This is a genomic window from Pseudoduganella sp. RAF53_2, assembly GCF_052113985.1.
Taxonomy (GTDB): Bacteria; Pseudomonadota; Gammaproteobacteria; order Burkholderiales; family Burkholderiaceae_D; genus Rugamonas.
This window is the reverse complement of sequence record NZ_JBFRDW010000494.1, coordinates 1-4600: the sequence shown is the minus strand read 5'-3', so window position 1 is coordinate 4600 and position 4600 is coordinate 1. Positions and strand designations below refer to the sequence as shown.

Annotated in this window: 7 protein-coding genes; all 7 read left to right on the top strand. The window is 53.4% G+C overall.

Annotated elements, in window-relative coordinates; translation table 11 throughout:
- Nucleotides 1–485 (top strand): hypothetical protein (locus AB4Z11_RS23775; protein ID WP_442028138.1); only part of this gene is annotated, 485 nt, incomplete at its 5' end.
- A gap of 191 nt (nt 486–676) precedes the next feature.
- Nucleotides 677–1828 carry a c-type cytochrome biogenesis protein CcsB gene (gene ccsB / locus AB4Z11_RS23770; protein WP_442028137.1) on the top strand — a complete coding sequence of 384 codons (1152 nt, stop codon included), beginning with the start codon at nt 677–679 and terminating at the stop codon, nt 1826–1828.
- A 270-nt stretch (nt 1829–2098) separates the two neighbouring features.
- Complete coding sequence (locus tag AB4Z11_RS23765; RefSeq protein WP_442028136.1) at nt 2099–2392, top strand: H-NS histone family protein; 294 nt, start codon at nt 2099–2101, stop codon at nt 2390–2392.
- Between the two features lie 317 nt (nt 2393–2709).
- Nucleotides 2710–3165, top strand: a complete 456-nt coding sequence (locus AB4Z11_RS23760) for a hypothetical protein (RefSeq protein ID WP_442028135.1) — start codon at nt 2710–2712, stop codon at nt 3163–3165.
- Nucleotides 3166–3300: 135 nt separating this feature from the next.
- On the top strand, nt 3301–3441 hold the full coding sequence (locus AB4Z11_RS23755; RefSeq protein WP_442028139.1) for an MATE family efflux transporter: 141 nt from the start codon (nt 3301–3303) through the stop codon (nt 3439–3441).
- 15 nt (nt 3442–3456) lie between these two features.
- On the top strand, nt 3457–3591 hold the full coding sequence (locus AB4Z11_RS23750) for a hypothetical protein (protein WP_442028134.1): 135 nt from the start codon (nt 3457–3459) through the stop codon (nt 3589–3591).
- Between the two features lie 79 nt (nt 3592–3670).
- The coding region (locus tag AB4Z11_RS23745; protein ID WP_442028133.1) for a flavin monoamine oxidase family protein at nt 3671–4600 on the top strand (930 nt) is incomplete at its 3' end.

The following is a 4600-nucleotide window of genomic DNA, read 5'->3' as shown; positions in this document are numbered from 1 at the left end:
CCGCCTACCAACCCGTAAGGCGTACATACCGCTCAATTGCATCGATTAAAACTGCGATTGGCGCATTCATGATGGAGCATGCAGGTGTAACTCCCACTCAACGGGCGCCATATCCTGCAAGTGTGCCGTTCGATTCGTGGAAAGCTATTTGTAAAGCCCTGCGTCTTGGCACTATCGATCACGACGCGGACTGGGTAGAGTTTCGCGCCCGACTGGAGCTGTCGCAGCGGAAGGCATCCTTATTCACATTTATTGATCTCCATAGGCATGAGCTGCGCAGTATGTACGAAGCGTCTAACGATGCCGAAGTGACACACGGGCCGATTCCTGTCCGTCCGTCGAAAGCAAAGCAGGTTAGAGATAAGCCTGTCCAATTCGAGGCGGTGATTGAACAACTGTTCCGTCCAATCGCGCCTTTAGCCAGAGCAGATGTCGCGTCTAACGGTATTCGTCTAGCTAAGCGCCTGATTCGTGATGAGCGATAAATCAAAAGATTGGTGACGTCTCGCAGCGCAGCCACGCTGCTCCGGTGCGGGGCTTGTCCAGTGAAGCGCCAAGGAGCAAGCCTGAAGACGCGACCACTGACCAAATATCTTGTCGGTTAGGCTCTAAATTCTTTGAGCTGGCGAATGTCCACCTAATCGACAAAAGCGAAGCACAATTCTGGAGAGATGAGATGGAAATGCTACACAACCGAATTTATACGAAGGCGCCGGGGTACTTTGAAAGATTAGGCGTGCGTGACTGGCTATTTGTTGTGGCCTTGCTTTCGGGCGCGGCGTACGCGCTGAGCCGCTTCAGCGTCTATATGGATTATTTCGAGAAGGGCCTCCTGGTAGCAGCAGTACCGACCTTCGCAGTGCTGGGCTGGCACTGGAAGCCGGTGCGCTGGCTTCTGCCATTGATCTTCTTGCTCGCGTACTTTGGTATCCATTTGTACGGCGGCGAGCTCGGCAATGCGGAGTCGCGCTTTTTCCTGAAATACATGCTGTCCAGCCAATCTGCAATACTTTGGATGAGCACCATGTTCTTCCTTTCGACCCTATTCTACCTTGGAAGCCTGGTGCTACACTCGCCGTTCGGCGGCTCGCTCGGTTCGAAGTTTTGCTGGGTGGCCGTGGTGCTGGGGCTAACTGGAATGTTGGAGCGTTGGTATGAGTCCTACCTGATTGGCACGGACGTGGGCCATATCCCGATTTCCAACCTGTATGAAGTCTTCATTCTGTTTTCGTTGATCACGGCTCTGTTCTATCTCTACTACGAACAGCATTATCAGACCCGTCAGCTTGGTCCCTTTGTGCTCCTTGTGATCTCGGCAGCCGTCAGCTTCCTGCTGTGGTACACAGTCACGCGGGGCGCGGGTGACATCCAACCTTTGGTTCCTGCGCTTCAGAGCTGGTGGATGAAGATCCACGTGCCGGCTAACTTCATCGGCTACGGTACTTTTGCCCTTTCGGCCATGGTGGCGTCGGCTTATCTGCTGAAATCCCACGGCTACTTCGTGGATCGGCTACCGTCACTCATTTTGCTGGATGATGTGATGTATAAGGCTATTTCAGTTGGCTTTGCGTTCCTTACTATTGCAACTATTCTCGGGGCATTGTGGGCCGCCGAAGCGTGGGGCGGCTACTGGTCCTGGGACCCCAAAGAAACCTGGGCGTTGATCGTATGGTTGAACTACGCGGCGTGGCTGCATATGCGCTTGATGTCGGGCCTACGTGGGCGTGTCGCTGCATGGTGGGCAATCTTGGGTTTGGCTTTCACAACCTTCGCCTTCCTCGGAGTGAACCTGTTTCTCTCGGGTTTGCACTCCTATGGCAAATTCTAATTACTTAATGATGGGGGCGATGCCTTTGTGGTGGACTATCACGTTGTGTACCTCGACGTCGGAGAGTGGGGCAGCGCCGCAGCTGGGACTGGGAGACTATTTATAGGTCGCGGCGCCACGGGCGGTAGTCCCAAATTTACAAAGCCAAGCATGTTTCAATTAAGGCAATGAGCGGCATTGAGTTACACTGGCATCGGGTCCGTTTATGGACCTCCTTGGATCACTAGAACCAACGGAGTACACATTGCGTAATCACAATTGGAGAATCCGATGCCTACCTACGCTGAATTGCAGGCTCAAATCGCCGAATTGAAAAAAGAGGCTGATCGAGCACGCCTCGACGAAATTGCTGATGCCAAAGCAAAGATCATGGAAATTATGGACAAATATGGCCTTACCCTGCACGACATCTCAGCCATGTTGGGCAAAGGTAAAACCAAAAACGCGCGTGCGGCTGTTCCAGCAAAGTATCGGGACCCGAAGACTGGTGCCACATGGACTGGACGCGGTCGTGCACCGCTTTGGTTGAACGGACGGGAAAAAGAGGACTATCGGATTAAATAGATGGATGAGATGGAATGGTTCCGGTGGTGGGTTTTGTCGACCCTTGCTGAGATTGCAGTGGCATCATAGTCCCTTGTAAGGTACGCTCGTATAACCATTTCTATATTTCTTCAATTGCCCGGATCTTTCGGTGGGCCAAGCTGGCTCACCGGTAGAACCGACCTCGCCGTTATAACTGCATTGCGTCTGTTAGGCAAAATTGGCTGTAACCAGGTAATTTTTGGCGTGGCTAAGTTTTTCTCCGACGTATGATTTGCACTCCTGCCGTCTCTAGTTAGAGGCGCGGTATGAGTATTCTTTGCGTTAGAGAGACATATATGAAAATAGCCCCTAGCGTTTTGGTTAAGGCCGGTGGGACTGGGACCGATGCCAAGCGCGGCGAAAGCCTGAACCATCGAGACACAAAAACGTTTCGTGAGGTGATGTCTGAGAGATTTCCAAGCCGGAACGTTGCTAACGCTACTGAAAGTTCGAGAAGCGTTGCGCAATTTGATTTCACGAACATTTCCCCTCAAAAGATGTTTGAGGCGATGAATGAGCTAATACGTGATGGTAAGATGACTTTGGACGAATCGTCGCCGCTGTTGGGCATGATTCCTACTCAACTCTCATCGCCTGCTTATGACGGTGAGATCCCTAAAGCATTCTATGAGCCTGTAAATTTCTTCGAAAAACTTCGTGAAGGTATGGAGGCCGCGAGCTCGCGAAATGAATATACAAGTCTCGCAAGAATGAAGCGTGCATTTGACTCGCTGTCCCGATGCCAAACCTGAAGTTCACTCTCGATCGATTCCGTATCGAAGCTGCAGGCCTGTGGCAGCTGTTCTAGCCCGTACTGGTCGGCCAGGTGGCCACCGTCGGTTTGGGCGTCGCAGACGTCGCGATGAGGCCATTCCAGCGCCGCCGAACTGGCGGCCGTATCGCTGGGCGCCCCGATCCGGTCCATCGCCATCGTGACCATCACCTGCATCATGATGGCCATTAGTACCGTTGTGGCACATGAGGTAGGCGCTGGCGATTTCGCAACGATTCCGCACACCGTTCGGTAGGCGCTGTGGGCCCTGGTGGCTGCACTCTTCGCCAACGTCGCCACGCTGCTGTTCGACTATCTGCAAATGGCTCCCGAAGTGAACCAGTGCGCCTCGCTGTTCGTCCACATCATCAGCGCGGCCTTGCCTGTACCCTGCTGGAAGAGTTAGTTTGCGCTTTTGGGATATCACTCGCTTTTAGCGTGGTGCTACGCTGACATCGGACTTCAACAAAAGCGGAGAGCGTCAGATGGACAAAGTAGATAAGGGCATGAATCGTCGTCGATTCCTTCATGCTGCGGGTACCGGGGCAGCGGGCGTAGCGGTCGCAGTCGCTGCGCCGGCCTCGGTAGCAAACGCTGGCCCGGTACGTAAGGCGCCGGGGCGAGATTATGATGTCGTCGTCGTCGGTGGCGGATTTGCAGGGGTTACGGCCGCGCGCGATTGCCGCAAAAATGGCTACAAAACTCTAGTCTTAGAGGCGCGAGACCGTCTCGGTGGCCGCACCTTTACGCAAAAATTCGCAGGCCATCATGTTGAGCTAGGCGGTACCTGGATCCATTGGAGCCAGCCATATGTCTGGTCTGAAAAAGAGCGCTATGGTTTGGAAGTGATGGGCATTCCAGATGGACTGGACGCAAACGTTGACACTACCGTGGTCGTCGCGAACGGCGAGCGTAAAGTGTTTAATGCGGAAGAAATCGTCCCAGTGGCTGAGGCTCTCGACCGGTATTTCGCAGATGCTAGCGAAGCTTGGCCACGTCCATTCGATGCAAAATTCGCATGGAAGGAATTGCTGGAGCGCGACCAGCTTAGTGCGCGCGACAAACTTAACAAATTGGAGCTGACTTCAATCCAACGCGGCGCTCTCGACGGGTTCCTGGCTGCGTATGGACACTGCGACATCAGCAATGTTTCGTACAACGAGGTTGCGCGCTGGTGGACGCTACCAGGCTCCAATCTTTTTGCTGCAAACGAATCCCTGGTCCGATACACCTTTAAGGATGGCACCGTTAGCTTGATTAACGCCATGATGGAAGATGGCAAGCCTGAGCTTCAGCTAGCGACGCCGGTCAAGAAGATTGAAGATAAAGGCGACCACGTAATTATCACGACGCAGCAAGGCAAGCGAATTACGGCTGGCGCAGTTATTGTCGCACTGCCGATGAACGTCGTGCAT